At 38.7% G+C, this 18,117-nt stretch carries 17 protein-coding genes; 8 read left to right on the forward strand and 9 right to left on the reverse strand.

What is annotated here, in order from left to right; genetic code table 11:
* Positions 1-27 precede the first annotated feature (27 nt).
* Positions 28-1,413, forward strand: coding sequence for a DNA recombination protein RmuC (gene rmuC, locus ABI125_13155; protein XCF05660.1), 1,386 nt, complete (start codon positions 28-30; stop codon positions 1,411-1,413).
* 12 nt (positions 1,414-1,425) lie between these two features.
* Complete coding sequence (locus ABI125_13160; protein XCF05661.1) at positions 1,426-1,962, forward strand: acyl-CoA thioesterase; 537 nt, start codon at positions 1,426-1,428, stop codon at positions 1,960-1,962.
* A 58-nt stretch (positions 1,963-2,020) separates the two neighbouring features.
* Here the strand turns inward: ABI125_13160 and carB are convergent, their stop codons facing one another.
* Both carB and rpmH read right to left on the reverse strand, forming a co-directional pair.
* Complete coding sequence (carB, locus tag ABI125_13165; GenBank protein XCF05662.1) at positions 2,021-4,873, reverse strand: carbamoyl-phosphate synthase large subunit; 2,853 nt, start codon at positions 4,871-4,873, stop codon at positions 2,021-2,023.
* Positions 4,874-4,987: 114 nt separating this feature from the next.
* Positions 4,988-5,149, reverse strand: coding sequence for a 50S ribosomal protein L34 (gene rpmH / locus ABI125_13170; GenBank protein XCF05663.1), 162 nt, complete (start codon positions 5,147-5,149; stop codon positions 4,988-4,990).
* Between the two features lie 290 nt (positions 5,150-5,439).
* Here rpmH and ABI125_13175 point away from each other — a divergent pair, with 290 nt between their 5' ends.
* Positions 5,440-6,015 (forward strand): DUF2892 domain-containing protein, encoded by a 576-nt coding sequence (locus ABI125_13175; protein ID XCF05664.1) that lies wholly within the window; start codon positions 5,440-5,442, stop codon positions 6,013-6,015.
* 62 nt (positions 6,016-6,077) lie between these two features.
* Here the strand turns inward: ABI125_13175 and cls are convergent, their stop codons facing one another.
* The 3 genes from cls to ABI125_13190 are packed head-to-tail and all read right to left on the reverse strand — an operon-like array spanning position 6,078 to position 9,159.
* Positions 6,078-7,529, reverse strand: a complete 1,452-nt coding sequence (gene cls / locus ABI125_13180) for a cardiolipin synthase (GenBank protein XCF05665.1) — start codon at positions 7,527-7,529, stop codon at positions 6,078-6,080.
* A gap of 6 nt (positions 7,530-7,535) precedes the next feature.
* The gene (locus ABI125_13185) at positions 7,536-8,456 is read right to left on the reverse strand and encodes a lytic transglycosylase domain-containing protein (protein ID XCF05666.1); all 921 of its coding nucleotides are present in this window, start codon (positions 8,454-8,456) and stop codon (positions 7,536-7,538) included.
* 37 nt (positions 8,457-8,493) lie between these two features.
* Positions 8,494-9,159: an alpha/beta hydrolase gene (locus tag ABI125_13190; protein XCF05667.1), complete on the reverse strand. Its 666-nt coding sequence runs from the start codon at positions 9,157-9,159 to the stop codon at positions 8,494-8,496.
* 114 nt (positions 9,160-9,273) lie between these two features.
* On the opposite strand from ABI125_13190, the gene ABI125_13195 reads away from it, so the two are divergent.
* On the forward strand, positions 9,274-9,570 hold the full coding sequence (locus ABI125_13195; protein ID XCF05668.1) for an N-acetyltransferase: 297 nt from the start codon (positions 9,274-9,276) through the stop codon (positions 9,568-9,570).
* Between the two features lie 70 nt (positions 9,571-9,640).
* On the opposite strand, the gene mtaB is transcribed toward ABI125_13195, so the two are convergent.
* Positions 9,641-10,966: a tRNA (N(6)-L-threonylcarbamoyladenosine(37)-C(2))-methylthiotransferase MtaB gene (mtaB, locus tag ABI125_13200; protein ID XCF05669.1), complete on the reverse strand. Its 1,326-nt coding sequence runs from the start codon at positions 10,964-10,966 to the stop codon at positions 9,641-9,643.
* Positions 10,967-11,069: 103 nt separating this feature from the next.
* Between mtaB and ABI125_13205 the strand changes: the two genes are divergently transcribed.
* On the forward strand, positions 11,070-12,698 hold the full coding sequence (locus ABI125_13205) for an ABC transporter substrate-binding protein (protein XCF05670.1): 1,629 nt from the start codon (positions 11,070-11,072) through the stop codon (positions 12,696-12,698).
* Here ABI125_13205 and ABI125_13210 read toward each other — a convergent pair whose 3' ends face one another.
* The 3 genes from ABI125_13210 to ABI125_13220 all read right to left on the reverse strand — a co-directional run bounded on the left by ABI125_13210 (position 12,699) and on the right by ABI125_13220 (position 14,599).
* Entirely contained in the window at positions 12,699-13,028 is a 330-nt protein-coding gene (locus ABI125_13210; protein XCF05671.1) for a hypothetical protein, read from the reverse strand.
* 3 nt (positions 13,029-13,031) lie between these two features.
* Positions 13,032-14,207: a GlmU family protein gene (locus tag ABI125_13215; GenBank protein ID XCF05672.1), complete on the reverse strand. Its 1,176-nt coding sequence runs from the start codon at positions 14,205-14,207 to the stop codon at positions 13,032-13,034.
* Positions 14,208-14,347: 140 nt separating this feature from the next.
* Positions 14,348-14,599 carry a type B 50S ribosomal protein L31 gene (locus tag ABI125_13220; GenBank protein ID XCF05673.1) on the reverse strand — a complete coding sequence of 84 codons (252 nt, stop codon included), beginning with the start codon at positions 14,597-14,599 and terminating at the stop codon, positions 14,348-14,350.
* Between the two features lie 159 nt (positions 14,600-14,758).
* Between ABI125_13220 and ABI125_13225 the strand changes: the two genes are divergently transcribed.
* The 3 genes from ABI125_13225 to ABI125_13235 all read left to right on the forward strand — a co-directional run bounded on the left by ABI125_13225 (position 14,759) and on the right by ABI125_13235 (position 18,105).
* Positions 14,759-15,289 carry a DUF4199 domain-containing protein gene (locus ABI125_13225; protein ID XCF05674.1) on the forward strand — a complete coding sequence of 177 codons (531 nt, stop codon included), beginning with the start codon at positions 14,759-14,761 and terminating at the stop codon, positions 15,287-15,289.
* Positions 15,290-15,328: 39 nt separating this feature from the next.
* Positions 15,329-16,279 (forward strand): glycosyltransferase family 2 protein, encoded by a 951-nt coding sequence (locus ABI125_13230; protein ID XCF05675.1) that lies wholly within the window; start codon positions 15,329-15,331, stop codon positions 16,277-16,279.
* Positions 16,280-16,374: 95 nt separating this feature from the next.
* Complete coding sequence (locus ABI125_13235; GenBank protein ID XCF05676.1) at positions 16,375-18,105, forward strand: phospho-sugar mutase; 1,731 nt, start codon at positions 16,375-16,377, stop codon at positions 18,103-18,105.
* The last annotated feature ends 12 nt before the right edge of the window (positions 18,106-18,117 follow it).

Consider the following 18,117-nt stretch of genomic DNA (forward strand, 5'->3'; position numbering starts at 1 on the left):
TTTATCTTTGGTATTATTTTTTCCAAAATGAACGACAGCCTTATCCTTTTTCTAGCCATTGTAATTGCCGCTGCCATCGGTGCCTTTTTGGGCATGTTTATCAATAAACTAAAATCCCAAAACGAAAAAAGCACCCTGACCGAACGCAACAACCATTTAGAACAACAACTCCAAGAACATAAGCAATTAGCCGAAGTAGAGTGGAACAGGCAAAGCGAAAATTTCAGCAAACAAATCCAAGATTTAAAGGAAAACACTACCAAAATTGAAAACGAGCGCGAGGCCATCCGCAGGGAAAAGGATTTATTAAATTCTGAATTGGCCAGACGCAATGCCGATTTTGAAAACCTTCAAATAAAAAATCGAGAGCAAAAGGCTGAAGTCGAGCAATTACAGGAAAAATTCACCAAGGAATTCGAAAACTTGGCCAATAAAATCTTGGATGAAAAATCGAATAAATTCACCGAGCAGAATAAAGAAAACATTAAAAACATACTCAATCCGCTTCAAGAAAAAATAAAGACTTTTGAAGAGAAAGTCGATTTAACCCAAAAGGAAAGCATTAGTATGCATTCTGCCCTAAAGGAGCAATTATTGGGGCTGAAAGACCTGAACCAACAAATGACGAAAGAGGCCACAAACCTAACGCGCGCATTGAAAGGTGACAGCAAAATGCAGGGAAACTGGGGCGAATTGGTACTGGAACGTGTTTTGGAAAAATCGGGATTGGAAAAAGACCGCGAGTATTTTGTACAGCAAAGCTTTACCTTAGAAAACGGTTCGCGCTTGCTACCCGATGTGGTTTTGCACCTTCCCGACGGCAAAAAAATGGTAATTGATTCCAAAGTTTCACTGACCGATTACGAACGTTTGGTTAATGCAGAAGATCACGATAAACCACTGTTTTTAAAGGCACATGTTAATTCGGTAAAAAAGCACGTAGATCAACTTTCACAAAAAAACTACCAAGATCTTTACGATATTGAGTCACCCGATTTTGTATTGATGTTCATCCCCATCGAACCAGCCTTTGCCGTTGTGGTAAACGAAGACACTTCCATTTACAACAAAGCTTTCGAAAAAAATATCGTTATAGTTACACCCTCCACCCTATTGGCCACTTTGCGTACTATCGATACCATGTGGAACAACGAAAAACAACAACGCAACGCCATGGAAATTGCCCGTCAAGCTGGCGCACTTTATGACAAATTTGAAGGCTTAGTAAGCGACTTAACTGGTGTGGGCAAAAAAATTGACGCCGCAAAAAGCGATTATTCCGCAGCCATGAATAAGTTGGTTGAAGGCCGCGGCAATATTGTAAAAAGCGTAGAAAAATTAAAAAAAATGGGAGCGAAAGCCAAAAAATCGCTGCCCGAAGCTATTATAAAACGATCTCAAGAAGACGAATAAACTCTTTAAACCATGTTTAAACACGCCAAAGAATCACAAATTACCATCACGGAACTCATGCTGCCCTCACATTCCAATTTCAGCGGAAAAATACACGGAGGGTATATTTTAAATTTAATGGACCAAATAGCCTTTGCTTGTTCTTCGAAGCACTCTAGGCATTATTGCGTAACGGCTTCGGTAAACCGAGTGGACTTTTTGAATCCCATTGACGTGGGCGATTTGGTAACCTTAAAAGCATCGATAAATTACACGGGGCGTACCTCTATGGTCGTAGGTGTTCGGGTGGAATCAGAAAACATCCAAACGGGCGATATAAAGCACTGCAACTCATCTTATTTTACCATGGTCGCTAAAGACCAAAATGGGAAAAATGTGCCCGTTCCGGGATTGATTTTAGATGATGTGCAAAGTGTGCGCCGATTTGCCAGAAGTATCGCCAGACAGCAACAGGCCAAAACGCGTACTACACAATTTAAATCTTCAGAATTTAAAATTGAAGAGCATTTAGAGCTTATAAAAACACAGAATGCTAAAGTGAAGTTATAAAAATTGGAACAATAAAAAAGCCGCTTTTTAGCGGCTTTTCTTATTTTATTTATTTACATTATTTACTCAAATACATTTTTCGTCTAGAGTACAATTCGTAAAACTCATCATCCTTTAAGCTATCAATAAACAAGATGCTTTCTCCGGTACTCTTCATTTCTGGCCCTAATGTTTTATCTACATTCGGGAATTTATTGAAAGAGAATACAGGTTGCTTAATGGCATAGCCTTCCAATTTCGGGTTAAAGGTAAAATCTTTTACTTTCTTCTCGCCCAACATCAATTTGGTAGCGTAGTTTACGTAAGGCTCACCGTATGCTTTCGCGATAAACGGCACTGTTCTCGACGCTCTTGGGTTGGCCTCGATAATATAAACCGTATCGTCTTTTACTGCAAACTGAATGTTTATCAAACCAACCGTATTAAGTGCCAAGGCAATCTTTTTAGTGTGGTCTTTAATTTGTTGCATCACAAATTCACCTAAATTAAATGGCGGCAAAGTAGAGTTACTATCGCCCGAGTGTACACCACAAGGCTCGATGTGCTCCATGATACCGATGATGTAAACATCTTCGCCATCACAAATGGCATCAGCTTCTGCTTCAATCGCTCCTTCCAAATAATGGTCTAAAAGCAGTTTGTTGTTCGGGATGCTTTGCAGCAAGCTAACCACGTGCTTCTCCAACTCCTTTTCGTTGATTACGATTTTCATACCTTGTCCACCCAATACGTAAGATGGTCTTACCAAAATTGGGAAATCCAATTCTTTGGCAACTGCTAGGGCTTCATCGGCAGTTTCGGCCGTATCAAACTTTGGATAAGGAATGTTGTTCTCTTTCAATAAAGTTGAGAAACTTCCACGATCTTCAGCTAAATCCAACGACTTAAAGCTTGTTCCGATAATTTTTATACCGTAACGATCTAATTTTTCAGCCAGTTTTAATGCGGTTTGCCCACCTAGCTGAACGATTACGCCCTCTGGTTTTTCGTGCTTGATGATATCGTAGATGTGCTCCCAGAATACCGGCTCGAAATACAGTTTGTCGGCCGTGTCAAAATCGGTTGAAACCGTTTCCGGGTTACAGTTAATCATAATGGTTTCGTAACCACATTCGGCAGCAGCCAACACCCCGTGAACACAGCAGTAGTCGAACTCAATACCTTGCCCGATTCGGTTTGGTCCCGAACCTAGTACGATAATTTTTTTCTTGTCTGTTACCACACTTTCGTTGTGAGCATATCTATTGCCATCAGCCGTTTCCATGTCGCTTTCAAAAGTAGAATAGTAATATGGTGTTTTGGCCTCAAATTCTGCGGCACAGGTATCAACCAGTTTATAAACTCTGTTGATGCCCAATTCCTCTCTTTTGTTGTAAACCTGACTTTCCAAACAGCCTAACATGTGGGCAATCTGTCTATCACCGTAACCTTTTTGTTTCGCCTCTAGAAGAAGTTCTTTTTCAATAGTATCAATATTGAAGGTTGATATTTCTTTTTCGAGGAAATACAATTCTTCGTATTGCTTTAAGAACCACATGTCTATTTTGGTAATCTCATGGATTCTGCTCAACGGAATACCCATTTTTATGGCATCGTAAATGATGAATACACGATCCCAAGACGCAAAGGTCAACTTTTCTATAATTTGGTCGTAGTTGGTATTCTCTTTACCGTCTGCACCTAAACCGTTACGTTTAATCTCTAATGATTGGGTTGCCTTGTGAAGCGCTTCCTGGAACGAACGTCCAATACCCATCACCTCACCTACGGCTTTCATTTGAAGCCCCAAAGTACGGTCGGATCCTTCAAATTTATCGAAGTTCCAACGTGGTATTTTTACAATTACGTAATCTAAAGTAGGCTCGAACAATGCCGAAGTCGATTTTGTAATCTGGTTGTTCAATTCATCCAAGTGGTAACCCAAGGCCAATTTGGCAGCGATTTTTGCAATTGGGTAACCTGTAGCTTTACTAGCCAATGCAGAAGAACGCGATACACGTGGGTTGATTTCAATGGCAATGATATCTTCATTTTCATCTGGAGAAACCGCAAACTGCACGTTACATCCACCGGCAAAATCACCAATGCTACGCATCATGTGGATGGCCATATCACGCATACGCTGATAAGTTCTGTCACTCAACGTCATAGCTGGTGCAACGGTGATGGAATCTCCAGTGTGGATTCCCATAGGATCCATATTCTCGATAGAACAGATAATAACCACGTTATCGTTGGAATCCCTTAAAAGCTCCAGCTCGTATTCTTTCCAACCTAATAAAGCCTTATCAATCATCACTTCGTGGATTGGAGAAATTTCCAAACCATTACGCAATAATTTATCAAAATCCTTTTCGTCATAAACAATCGACGCTCCCGCTCCCCCTAAAGTAAACGAAGAACGGATACACAATGGAAAACCAAACTCCTGTGCAATTTCTTTTCCTTTTAAGAAAGAGGTTGCTGTTGCTTGGGGCGCCATTGGGATACCAATTTTTGTCATCAAATCCCTGAATTGCTCACGATCTTCAGTAATGTTTATGGCATCAATATCAACACCTATAATTTCAACTCCAAAATCTTCCCAAATTCCTTTTTCATCAGCCTCAATACAAAGGTTTAAGGCTGTTTGCCCTCCCATTGTTGGTAAAACGGCGTCAATTTGTGGGTGTTCCTTTAAAATCTTAATTATCGATTTGGTGTTCAACGGAAGCAAGTACACATGATCGGCCATAGATGGGTCGGTCATGATTGTAGCCGGGTTGGAGTTGATCAAAATAGTTTCAATTCCATCCTCTCTTAACGACCTAAGTGCCTGAGATCCTGAATAGTCAAATTCGCATGCTTGTCCAATTACAATTGGCCCCGAACCAATAATTAAAATAGATTTTAGTTTTTCGTTTTTCGGCATTTTCTTCTGGTTATATATTGAATTTTAATTCGTTGCAAAAATAATGATACTTAGATATAAAAAAAGGCGTTACTCTTAAGTAACACCTTTTTAATTATGAACAATTGTTAATCATTATTTCTTATGTCTAGTTTCAGATGACACAGATAATCTTTTTCTACCTTTAGCTCTTCTACGCGCTAATACCTTTCTGCCGTTAGCAGAAGCCATTCTTTCTCTAAAACCGTGCTTGTTTCTTCTTTTTCTTTTAGAAGGCTGAAATGTTCTTTTACTCATTATCTTGTATCTTTAAAATCTGAATAGTAATTTTTAATCTTAGGCTCCCTTAAAAACCGAGGGCAAATATACGAACCCTTTATAACTTTGCAAACCTTTTTTAAAAATATTATTGAAATTATTTTCAGTCACTACGGACGCCCTACAACGCTAGTATTTAAGAGTAACCAACACGCTTTTTACAGCAGGGGCATACGCTTTTTTTCATAAAATTTTAGTTTCTTTGCAGTCTTAAACCACGAATTGAAGTTCCTTTTTAAAGGAAATCAAACCTAAAACTGTTTAAAAACATGTTCAATAAAAACATAAAACTTGTTATTGCTGTTGCCATTATAGCTTATGCCGTTTACCAATTTACCGAAGGCTACATTGGCAATGGAATCATGCTCATTCTGTTATCGCTTATTTTTGTGTTCCTTTATTTTAAGAATGAATTTATTCTGTTAGCCTTTTTAAAATTGAGGAAGCAAGATTTTGATGGTGCCAAAAAGTGGCTGGATAAAATCAAGAATCCAGAATCGGCATTGGTAAAAAAACAACAGGGCTATTATAATTATTTACACGGACTAATGGTTTCGCAAACCAATATGAACGAAGCCGAAAAATATTTTAAGAAAGCCCTTTCGCTTGGGTTGTCTATGGATCACGATTTAGCCATGGCAAAATTAAACTTGGCCGGCATTGCTTTTTCTAAACGAAGAAAACAGGAAGCCCAAAAATTGCTTACCGAAGCCCAAAAACTGGACAAGCAAGGCATGCTCACCGAACAAATTAAAATGATGAAACAAAATATGAAGCGTGCCGTTGGCCCCAACCAACATTATGGAGCAGGCGGTTCGTTAAGAGCACAAAAAAGAAGAGGATAAACCATTTATTTTTTTAAAATTTAACCCTAGAAAAAAACTCGGAGCTAACACTTCGAGTTTTTTTATATCAATGGCGACCACAAACGGCAATAGGACTCTTTGAGTTTGGCCAATTTCGGTCGGTTTACCCATCTTTCTGGTTCAATCGCTTCACTGCTATTTAAGTCTTCCATAAATTGCCGTTTCAACATTTTACTTTTTACTTCGTCGTAAACAAAAGCATTAACTTCAAAATTGATATTGAAACTGCGGTAATCCATATTTGAGGTGCCAATGGTTGAAAAAATATCGTCAACCACCATAGTTTTGGCGTGTACAAATCCTTTGGTATATCTATAAACCTCAACACCGGCCTCTAATAAATGCTCTAAATACGAATTGGTTGCATGTTTAACCACCCACGAATCTGATTCTTTCGGGATAATCAATTTCACATCTACCCCACTTTTTGAAGCGACTTGCAGCGCCATGATTATTTGGTCGTTTGGGACGAAATATGGCGTGGTGATATACACGTAATCTTCGGCGGTGGTGATGGCGGTAAAAATAGCCTCCATAATATACGCCCAATCGGTATCTGGCCCACTCGCTGCAATCTGAACCGCAACATTTCCCTCGCAGTCTATCTTCGGAAAATAAGAATTTGAGATTTCCAGTTCTTGATTCGACACAAAATGCCAAGTGGTAAAAAAACTGATCTGCAACGATTTCACAGCTTCACCAACCAATCTTAAATGGGTATCGCGCCAAAAATTGTCGTTGTATTCATTAACGTATTCATCAGCAATATTTATTCCACCAACATAAGCTACTTTCCCATCAACAACTGCTATTTTTCTATGATTGCGGTAATTCATTTTTCCGGTGAACTTCGAAAACACTACGGGCATGAACGGAAAATGCTCAATACCGCAATCATTCAGTCGTTGTTTGGTTTTTGAGGATAATTTGCTCCCTACGTCATCATACGTTAGCCTCACCCTTACACCTTCGGATGCTTTTTTGCATAAAACATCCAACAATTTATCCCATATTTGCCCATCCATAATCACGTAATACTCCAGATGGATGTGATTTTTGGCCGCTTTAAGATCTTTTAGTAAATAGTCAAATTTTTCATCTCCATCAATTAAAATATCAACATCGTTACAGAGCGTTAAGGGTGAAGTTTTATTATCATAAAGCAATTTTACCAATTTCACCTTGCCTTCAAGGTAGTCGTCAACCTTTTGTATTTCCTCGCTATCCAATTCCAACTCATCATTTATCGATTTTATGGTGCTTTGGTTTAGGACGTGTTTTCTACTGAAAATTTTATTCTTTCTATACTCTTGTCCAAAAAGATAGTAGATTAAGAGCCCCAAAAAAGGAAAAAAAAACAAAACAATGATGTACGACAAAGTTTTGGTTGGGTTGATGTTTTTGAGCACAATGGTTATAACCGCAGAAATGGCTATAATATAATTTAGGATAATTAATATTTCCAAAAAATGCTCTTTAATAAAATCTATCACTAAATGCTAGTTATATTGTCCTTTTTCTGGTATATCTATAAAATATTGTTTTCTAGACCTATTGTTCAAATGTGGTTCGCGCAGCCAAGGATTGTGTATTTTCAACAATTTATAATTGATACCAAATTGCTCGGCAAACTTTGTAAAATCGGTAACTGCGGTATCGACTTCCACTTGATAAGTAGGCACTTGCGTATACAAATCCTTTTCTCTAAAATTGAAACCATATTTGGTTGGATTTGATAAAATTTCCTTGAGTGCCACAATTCTAAAAATGTACCGTCCGGTTTCCTCCCCCAAAAGCAAATCGTAGTAATCTTCTACGTTTTGCTCTCGCAATCGTCTGGAAACACCCGCATTTCCAGCATTGTAAGCAGCTGCAGCCAGTGTCCACGACCCTAAATCTTCTTTCGACTTTAAAAGGTACTTGCACGCTACTTCAGTAGCTTTTTCCAAATGGTATCGTTCATCAACATTATCGTTAACTTCCAGTCCGTTTTCACGCCCAGTAGCTGGCATAATTTGCCACACCCCACGGGCTCCAGCCGGAGAAACGGCATTGGTCAGTCCGCTTTCAATTACGGCCAAATATTTAAAATCGTCCGGCACCCCATGTTTTGCTAAAATAGGCTCAATTACCGGGAAGTATTTTTTTGCTCGTTTGAACATCAACAGCCCATTAGACTGCCAATAGGTATTTACCAAAAGTTCCCTGTCCATTCGTTCTAAAATATCTGGATTATTAATGGGCATGGGCTCTCCTGCAAAGTTTAAATCTTGAGGTATTTGAAGCGCATAAACGTTATAATCGTTAATTAATTTTTTTTCAAAATTCTCATCAGTTGGCGCGTCTTGCAAAGCATAAACAAACAGTGCGCATAAACTTAATAATCCCACTAACGCCAAGGCTTTCTGTACAATCTTCATCTTTAAAAAGTTTTTTTATAAAATTAAAAAAATAAACCTAGTTGTTTAAAATTATTCTAGGCAAATTTTCATTGAACCATTTATATTTATTTATAATGGCAATATGTGTTCCGTTTTTAATAACGGTGCAATTTTTAATGTATTTTATAGGGAACACTGGATCTTTATCTCCATGAATATGAACAATGTCTTTTCGGTGTTCCTTTTGCTCCCAACATACCATATGTTTTATGGCCCAGCTTAAATATTTAGGATCGTTTACCGAAAGGTATTTTTTATACAACTCCAAACGTTTTGTCATGGTTTTACCGAAAGCATATTTTTCAAAAACATCTATTTTACTGGCCAACTGTGTGGGCAAAATTTTATACGCACAAGTGGTTTTGGCCAAAAGCATTCGTTTTGGGAGTTCGAACATGCTTTTAACACTCGAAACAATAATAAGTTTCCGCGCGTTAATATGCTTATCCATTTGCTGAACCAGCACACCTCCAAAAGACACCCCAACCAATACCACATCTGCATGTTTTATTTTTTTGGACATACGCAGAGCATAATCGTCAAGCCCCTCATTATCAACAGGTATGTCCCACTCTAAAAAATGCATTTTGAATTGGTCTTCAGCTAATTTTATGTACTCAAAAATTTTAGGGCTAGCAGCCATTCCAGGCATAAAATAAACATGTATTAGCTCTTGACTCATAGGACATTAACATCTTAATCGCTTTATTCTTAGCTTTTTTTTGCGTACTTTTGCACAAAGTTATACAAATAGTATCCACTATTTTACATTCCTTATAAATTAAAATATATTATCATGGTTGAAGCTGCAGAATTAATTGACAATGAGTTCTTGCGTCAATTTGAAATTAAAGTTGACGGACAATTAGCAAAAATTGAATACTCATCGCAAGAACGAAAGATCTTTTTAACCAAGCTAGTTATCCCAGAAGACATTAAAGACGAGAATTTTAAAAAGGATTTTTTAGCGCTTGTTTTTGAACAGATTGCCGACCGTAATTTAAGCATTGTGCCCACCAGCCCCGAAATTGCAAAATTTGTGAGAAGCAACCGAAAATACAAACGCATGCTTCCGGTTGGGGTAAGGATTTAACTGATATTTATATCAACAAAAAAGCCGAAATTCAAAATTGAATTTCGGCTTTTTTGTTTTTCGTAAATACTTAAGACACTATTTGGTTTACAAACTGAAATCTTACCAATCCGTCGGCATCAATTTCGGCCAATTCCACCTCGTGTAATGTATTTACCAGTTCGGGGTTCCATGGGGTTTTCACTTTTACGTAGTTTTCAGTAAAACCATGAATATAACCTTCTTTGTTTTCGCTTTCAAAAAGTACCGTTCTGGTAGTTCCTATTTGGCTCTCATAAAACGCACGGCGCTTTTTTACCGATAGTCCACGCAACATTTTGCTGCGTTTGCTTCTTACATTTTTAGGAACTACACCATCCATTTCGGCTGCTTCGGTATTATCCCGTTCGGAATAAGTAAACACATGTAAATATGAAATATCAAGCTCGTTCAAGAAATTGTAGGTCTCCAAGAAGTGCTCATCGGTTTCACCTGGAAACCCAACAATAACATCCACACCAATACAGGCATGCGGCATCACTTCTTTTATTTTCGCAACACGATCCACATAAAGCTCACGCATGTAGCGGCGCTTCATTTTTTTTAGGATGTCGTTACTGCCAGATTGCAACGGTACATGAAAATGGGGCACAAAGGCTCGAGATTTCGACACCAAATCAATCGTGTCGTTTTTCAATAAATTTGGCTCAATTGATGATATTCGAAGGCGTTCAATACCTTCAACTTTATCTAATTCGGTCACCAAATCCAAAAAGGTATGTTCATGTTTTTTATTTCCGAATTCACCTTTCCCGTAATCACCAATATTTACGCCGGTAAGCACAATTTCCTTGATGTTCTGTTCTGAAATCTCCTTGGCGTTTTTCAGCACATTTTCCATCGTATCACTCCGGGAAATACCGCGCGCCAACGGAATGGTACAATAAGTACACTTATAATCACAGCCATCCTGAACCTTTAAAAAAGCACGAGTACGGTCGCCAATGGAATAACTCCCCACGTAGAAATCGGCCTCCTCAATTTCGCAAGAATGCACTTCCCCAAAGTCATTTTTGGAAAGATCGTTTAAATAATCGGTTATTTTGAACTTTTCGGTGGCCCCCAAAACCAAATCCACGCCCTCTACATCGGCCAATTCTTGGGGTTTAAGCTGAGCGTAACAGCCCACGGCTGCGACAAAAGCCTCTGGATTTACCTTCTGGGCCTGTTTTACTATGGTTTTAAAACGCTTATCGGCATTTTCAGTGACCGAGCAGGTATTAATTACATAAATATCTGCCTTTTCCGAAAAATCTACCCGATCAAAGCCCTCGTCGTTAAAACTTCTGGCAATGGTAGAGGTTTCTGAAAAATTCAGCTTGCACCCCAAAGTATAAAACGCCACCTTTTTGTCCATAAACCCTTTTGTTGTTCCGCCATCCTTTTTGGGATTGCTACAGAATCATTTTAATATTTATCTTTACGCTTAAAAGATTGCAAATTTACAACTAATAAACCACATGATAAAACCTGTTTTACGCCAAACAATATCTTATTTATCAATTAGTTGTGCTTTGTTTTTTCTTTTTTCCTGCGGGAGCGGTTCCCGCTCAAACCAAGACCATTTGGTTTTTCGTTACAACGAATACGCCAACATCAACACTTTAGACCCTGCGTTTTCGAGAACTTTGCAAGATAACTCGGTATGCAACCAACTTTACAATGGCTTGGTTCAATTGGATGACGAACTGAATATTTTACCCAGTATTGCAAAAAGTTGGCAGGTTTCGGAAGACGGACTTACTTACTCTTTCAATTTAAGGAACGACGTCTATTTTCACAAACACGCCCTTTTCGGAAAAGACTCTACGAGAACAGTAACAGCTTCCGATTTCACATACAGCTTAAACCGTTTACGCGACGAAAAAATTGCTGCCCCTGGCAGTTGGGTTTTAAATAAAGTAGATGACTTTAAAGCGGTGAACGATACCATTTTCGAAATTTACTTAAAACAGCCGTTCCCCGCATTTATTGGGTTGCTTACCATGAAATACTGCTCGGTGGTGCCCAAGGAAATCGTGGATCATTATGGCAGCGAATTCCGCTCGCACCCCATTGGTACGGGTCCCTTTAAATTTAAACGTTGGGAAGAAAATATAAAATTAGTATTCCGTAGAAACAAAAACTATTTTGAAACGGACGAAAACGGGCAACAACTCCCCTATTTAGAAGCTGTGGCCATTACCTTTTTACCCGATAAACAAAGTGAATTTTTACAGTTCATTCAAGGCAACCTCGATTTTTTAAATAGTTTGGATGCCTCATACAAAGACGAACTCTTAACTGCCGATGGCAAGCTTCGACAGAAATATGCCGAAACCGTTAACATGATTCGTGGCCCGTATTTAAACACCGAATATTTGGGTTTTTATTTAGATTCGGAAACACCCGAAATACAATCGGAACTCATTAGAAAAGCCATAAACTACGGTTTTGACCGAAAAAAAATGATGGTGTATCTAAGGAACGGCATTGGTAATCCGGCCAACGGAGGCTTTATTCCCATTGGGCTGCAAGGACATGATAAATCGATTGGTTTCACTTATCAACCCGAAAAAGCCAAACAGCTTATCCAACAGTTTAAAGCCGAAAGTGGCATTAAAAATCCCGAAATCACATTGGTAACGACCAGTAATTATTTAAGTTTTTGCGAATTTATTCAGCGTGAGCTTCAAAAGGTAGGATTGAAAATTAATGTGGACGTGATGCCTGAAGCCACTTTGCGTGCGGCACGCTCCAACGGAAAAGTGGACATGTTCCGAAGTTCATGGATTGCCGATTATTTGGATGCCGAAAATTACCTATCGATTTTTTACAGCAAGAATTTTGCTCCGGGTGGCTCCAACTATTTTCATTATAAAAATGCTGAATTTGACAGCTTATACAACAAAGCTTTCACTGTTACCGATATTGAAAAACGAAAATTGCTTTACACTGAAATGGATTCTTTGGCTATGGACAAAGCTTTGATGGTGCCTTTGTATTATGACGAAGTGATTCGGTTTACCCAAAAGCACGTTAGTCGATTGGGTATTAACCCTATTAATCTTTTGGATTTGAGATACGTTAAAAAAGAAAAGGCGAACTAATTACTCCTCAATATTTTTCCCAATATCGCCAATTTCATCTTTTACGACAACAACAGATTTTTTCCAACGGTTTTCCAATAGAGTATAAAATCCCCAAAGCGTGAGCAAACCTACGGGCAGGGACAGTAGGTTAATTCCAAAAGAATTCCAATCAAAACCCCAACCAAATATCCTCATATCTAAAATAGCAACAATAGCCAGCACCACAGCACCTGAAACATAATAAATAACTATACTCAAAATAGCATAGAGCCATTTGCTTTGATTATATTCTTCGGCCAAATCATAAAACCGTTTTCCTATAAAGTAAATAAGTAAAATCCCGAGCATGAACTATTCTCTTCTATATTTTTTAGTCTCTTCAAAAACATGCTCCAGAATCGCTTTGTCCTGTTCGGTGAATTCCATGTTACGGCGTGCCATTACTACCTCGGCCACTTCAAAAGCTTTTTTGGTCAAGTAAGTGGTGAAACCACCGCTACCGCCCCAACTGAAACTGGGAACAAAATTTCTAGGGAAACCGCTGCCAAAAATATTGGCACTTACGCCCACAACGGTCCCGGTATTAAACATGGTATTGATGCCACATTTACTGTGATCGCCCATCATGAGTCCGCAAAACTGCAGTCCGGTTCTGGCAAAGCTCTCGGTTTGGTAATCCCATAGCCTTACTTCGGCATAGTTATTTTTAAGATTTGAGGTATTGGTATCGGCACCCAAATTGCACCATTCGCCTAAAACGGAATTGCCCAAATAGCCATCGTGACCTTTATTGGAATTGGCAAACATGACAGAATTGTTAATCTCTCCGCCGGCTTTACAACTGGGGCCAATGGTAGTTGGCCCATAAATTTTTGCGCCTATTTTAATAGTTGCCCCTTGGCAAAGTGCCAACGGCCCACGAATAATAGAACCTTCCATGATTTCAGAATTTCTACCAATGTAAATCGGACCTTTACTCGCATTGAGCGTAGTGAATTCCAGTTTTGCCCCTTTTTCGATAAAAATATTCTCGGGAGCAATAACATTGTTGCTCGACGGAATAGGCTGCGAACTTCTATTTTTTGTTATCAGCGTATAATCTTCCTGAATGGCTTCACCGTTTTTTGAGAAAATATGCCAAGCATGTTCAATCTTTACGATATCTTCAGTAAATTCAACAGCTTCATAATCATCAAAATCAATATCTTCCTGGGCTTCCTTAGCAAAAAAGGCAATAACATCTTCATCCTTAAAAATGGCCTGGTTTTCTTTTAAATCCTTAACCATTTCCACCAATTCCAAATTAGGGAGGTATGAAGCGTTTATCATTACATTTTCTTCCATTTCCACCATAGGAAATTTATCAGAAAGATAATCTTCAGTAACCGTTGTGGTTGTGGTATCTAAAAACGACTCCCATTTTTCCCTAATGGTTAGTATGCCAACACGTATATCGGCTACAGGTCTGGTAAATGTAAAGGGCAACAAGTTGTTGCGCGAGGGTCCATCAAAAAGAATATAATTCATAATAGCTGGTGTTGTAAACTACGGCAAAGGTTTTTAAAGTCCTTCACTTCGTTTTTTTGCACATTCAAATGTAGCTTAATTGTACAAAACAAAAAAGCCTTTCATTGCTGAAAGGCTTAAAAAATATATTGTTACTAAGATTATTTTTTAAACTTAGCGTATTTGTTTTTGAACTTATCGATACGACCGGCAGTATCAACCAATTTAGATTTACCAGTGTAGTATGGGTGCGATGTTCTGGAAATTTCCATCTTAACTAATGGATACTCAACACCGTCAACTTCAATTGTTTCATTAGTATCGGCAGTAGATTTAGTTAAAAATACATCGTCGTTAGACATGTCTTTAAACGCCACTACTCTATAATTTTCTGGATGTATACCTTTTCTCATCGCTAAATGCTTTTTATTCTTTTCAATTTTGGAAGTGCAAATTTAAGTATTTTTTACAAATGCGCAACACTTTTTTGTATTTTTTATTTCAACCACAAATGTAACGTTTTAGTATCTTTGGCCACTAACCTGTCAGCTAACAAAAACGAGCACAATATTATGGAAAAATCTTTGAAATCTATTGCCACCAATTACGGTTTGTATTTGGGTGTTGCACTATCGCTTATTACCGTTTTGGCCTACGCCATTAACATTGAGTTGCTGACCAATATGTGGCTGGGCATATTTATAATGATAGCCATTATTGTTTTTGGCATTATTTCGGTTGCCAAAACCAAACAAGCCCAAGGTGGTTATGCGAGTTTTAAACAGGCCTTTACTTCGTATTTCATAACCGTTCTTTTAGGGCTGGTAATTAGCACATTAGTTTCTTTCCTATTATTTAATGTTATCGATACCGAAGCTGCCGAAGTATTAAAACAAAAAACTATCGAGCAAACGGTTACCATGCTTGAAGGCTTTAATACGCCCACAGAAGTTATCGATCAAACGGTACAGCAAATAGAATCGCAAAATCAATATTCCATTGGCAACATACTAAAAGGTCTGGCTGGTTATTTGGTGCTTTTCAGTATAATAGGGCTTATTGTTGCCGCCGCGTTGAAAAAAAATAATCCGGACGCCGAATAATTCAGTACTTTTGGACTATTGAATTCAGAATCCATTTAAATGAACATATCTGTAGTTATACCACTACTTAACGAACAGGAATCTTTAACAGAATTACACGATTGGATTGTAAACGTTATGCAGTCCAATCGTTTTTCGTATGAAATCATTTTTATTGACGATGGCAGCACCGACGGTTCTTGGGAAACTATCTCCAAATTTTCTGAACAAAATGATAACGTAAAAGGTATTCGTTTTTTGAAAAACTTCGGAAAATCGCAGGCTCTCCACGCAGGTTTTGAAAAAGCCGAAGGCGATGTAGTCATTACTATGGATGCCGATTTACAGGACAGCCCCGATGAAATTCCCGAACTATATAATATGATAACCAACAGCGGTTTCGATTTGGTTTCGGGCTGGAAAAAGAAACGCTACGATTCGGTTATTTCAAAAAACATGCCGTCCAAACTCTTTAATTGGGCGGCACGGAAAACATCGGGTGTAAAACTAAACGATTTTAACTGCGGATTGAAAGCTTACAGAATTGATGTCGTAAAAAATATTGATGTCAATGGCGAAATGCACCGCTATATTCCCGTGCTTTCAAAAAATGCGGGTTTCACCAAAATTGGCGAAAAAGTGGTTCAGCACCAAGCCCGAAAGTATGGCGTCACCAAATTTGGGATGAACCGATTTATCCACGGCTTTTTAGATTTGATTACCATTTGGTTTTTATCGCGTTTTGGCAAGCGCCCTATGCACTTGTTCGGCGCATTGGGTTTTATTATGTTTGCCATTGGTTTTGCCTTTTCGGCCTATTTGGGCGTCGACAAATTGTTTTTAAACCCTAGCGGAAGGCTCATCACCCAGCGTCCGCAATTCTATATTGCCCTAGCCACAATGGTTATTGGCACGCAATTTTTTGTGGCCGGATTTTTAGGCGAAATCGTTCTTCGAAACAAATCCGATAAAAAACGCTATTTAATCAAAGAGAAATTGAATTTAAATTAAGATTTTTCAAACTATTTATTAACTTTAAAAACTTCATCCATCCGTAGGATGATTAACAGCTATTAATTAATTTTGATCTAAACTTTCAAGAGATTATGATACACATTGAACCCAAAATTTTAGAACGGATCAATGCTTGGCTTACTCCAGCATTTGATGAAAACACACAAACGACGATTAAAGAGAGTATTGCCAACAACCCGAAAGATATTCAAGAAAGTTTTTATAAAGATTTAGAGTTTGGAACAGGAGGAATGCGCGGTGTCATGGGCGTAGGCACCAACCGTATCAATAAATATACTTTAGGAAAAAGCACCCAGGGGTTAAGCAATTATTTACACAAGCAATTTCCTGGCGTGACTCCAAAAACCGTAATCGCTTATGATTGCCGCCACAACAGTAAAACTTTGGCCAAGGTTGTTGCCGATGTGTTTTCGGCCAACGGCATTGAGGTTTATCTTTTTGAAGATTTACGCCCAACACCAGAATTATCGTTCGCGGTAAGACATCTAAAATGCCACTGTGGAATTGTTTTAACGGCATCGCACAACCCACCAGAATACAATGGCTACAAGGTGTATTGGCAAGATGGGGGCCAATTGGTGCCACCACACGACAGCGCCGTAATTGATATGATAAACGAGTTGGACTACGCCGACATCAAATTTGAAGCCAATAACGATTTAATTCATTATATAGGAAAAACGGTTGACGGTGCTTTTGTTGATGCCTCGGTTGACAACGGATGCGTTGGCGCTACCCAAGCCGCTAAAGACGATTTAACCATTGTGTTTACTTCGCTTCACGGCACTTCGATAACGGCAGTACCTGAAACCTTAAAACAGGCGGGGTACAAAAACGTTCATATTGTAAAAGAACAGGAAGTACCCAATGGTGGTTTCCCAACGGTAAAATCGCCCAACCCCGAAGAGCCAGCGGCCCTAAAAATGGCTTTGGAATTGGCCGAAAAAGTAAATGCCGATATCGTTATTGGCACCGACCCCGACTGCGACCGTTTGGGTGTGGCCGTTCGGAATTCCGAAAATGAGCTGCAATTGCTCAACGGAAACCAAACCATGTTGATGATGACCGATTTCCTTTTGAAAAAATGGAAAAACGAAGGCAAAATAAAAGGCAAGGAATTTATTGCCACAACCATTGTTTCTACCCCAATGCTTAACCGATTGGCAGAAGCTTACGGTGTTGAAAATAAAATTGTACTTACCGGTTTTAAATGGATCGCCAAACTGATTCACGATTTCCCTGAATTAGATTTTATTGGTGGCGGCGAAGAAAGTTTTGGCTATATGGTGGGCGATTTTGTTCGCGATAAAGATGCGGTTACCTCAACATTATTGGCTTGCGAAATTGCAGCCATTGCAAAATCGAATGGCAGTTCGTTCTTTGAGGATCTTTTAAAACTATATACCGAGCACGGTTTCTATAAAGAAAAATTAGTATCGCTTACCAAAAAAGGGATTGAAGGCGCCGAGGAAATCAAGCAAATGATGACAGATGCCCGAAACAATACGTTAAAAGTCATCAACGGTTCAAAAGTGGTTCGTTTTGAAGACTATAGTTTATCAACATCTAAAAATATGTCCACGGGAGAAGAAAGCAAACTGGATATTCCAAAATCGAATGTTTTGATCTATTACACCGAAGACGGCAGCCAAGTGGCCCTGCGCCCCAGCGGTACAGAACCAAAAATAAAATTCTACGTAAGCGTAAATACCAAATTAAATAATGTTTCCGATTTTAAAAAGACCGAAGCCGAACTCGATGCCAAGGCCGAAGCCATTTTAAAAGACATGAAATTAATTTAATAACCCGTATCT

Origin of the sequence: Tamlana crocina, from assembly GCA_040429635.1 — a bacterium.
GTDB lineage: Bacteria > Bacteroidota > Bacteroidia > Flavobacteriales > Flavobacteriaceae > Flavisericum > Flavisericum crocinum.